Genomic DNA, 939 nt, shown 5'->3' with positions numbered 1-939 from the left:
GGTGCCCCGCGCCTCGTGCAGGCCCGCCGGGTGCGGGACCAGGCCGGCCTCGACCGCGCCGAGCGCGCCGCCAACCTCGACGGGGCCCTCCGGGCGATGGTCGGACCCGGGCCGCGGGTCGACGTCCTCGTCGTGGACGACGTGCTGACCACCGGCGCGACGCTCGCCGAGTGCGCCCGCGCGCTGCGCGAGGCAGGCGTGCGGGTCGTCGGCGGGGCGGTCGTGGCGACGGTCGGCGCGGACGACACGCAGCCCCGGCTTCGTCCCTGGGTCGATCCCCACTAACGTTCCGTCATGGAGCAGGCCGCGGTCCCCGGGGACCGCGGCCTTCTGCGTCCCCTCCCGGGCGAGGAGGTGGACATCCCAGGTCGAGCCCAGCGGCACCGCACCGACGCGGCGCCGGCCGACCGCACCCAGACGTGGCACGTGCACCCCGTTCTCTAGCTCAGGAGGCTCCATGGACGTCACCGTGACCGCCCGGCACACCTCGGTGTCCGACCGGTTCCGCCGCCACCTCGAGGAGAAGGTCGAGAAGGTCGACCAGCTGTGCAACGGCTGCTACCGCGTGGACGCGGTGGTCGGCGAGGAGAAGAACCCTCGCCAGACCAACCTCTCGCACCGCATCGAGCTCACCGTGCACAGCCGAGGCCCCGTGGTCAGGAGCGAGGCGTGCTCCAGCGACCCCTACGCCGCCCTCGACCTGGCGCTGGACAAGCTGTACGAGCGGTTGAGGCGGGCCCGTGACCGGCGCAAGGTGCACCACGGCCGGCACGCCCCCGAGTCGCTGACGCACGCGAGCGCGCGCTGGGAGGGGATGGACCTGGACTCCCCGCGCGCCGAGACGGTGCTCGTGCCCCCGGGGGCCGACGGGGCGGCCGCCGCGCCCGCCGCCGCTGCGGACGGGACCCCGGCGGACGCCGGGCAGCCCCCCGCGGCGGA

The 939-nt window shown here is 76.0% G+C and carries 2 protein-coding genes; both read left to right on the top strand.

Annotated elements, in window-relative coordinates; all coding sequences use genetic code 11:
- Positions 1-285, top strand: a 285-nt coding sequence (locus WCS02_RS20645) for a phosphoribosyltransferase family protein (protein WP_340296190.1), incomplete at its 5' end; no start/stop codon positions are given.
- A 172-nt stretch (positions 286-457) separates the two neighbouring features.
- Positions 458-939, top strand: a 482-nt coding sequence (gene hpf / locus WCS02_RS20640; protein ID WP_340296189.1) for a ribosome hibernation-promoting factor, HPF/YfiA family, incomplete at its 3' end; no start/stop codon positions are given.

This window comes from Aquipuribacter hungaricus (genome assembly GCF_037860755.1).
Lineage (GTDB): Bacteria > Actinomycetota > Actinomycetes > Actinomycetales > JBBAYJ01 > Aquipuribacter > Aquipuribacter hungaricus.
The sequence above is the reverse complement of the archived record's forward strand: the minus strand, read 5'-3'. Positions and strand labels throughout refer to the sequence as shown.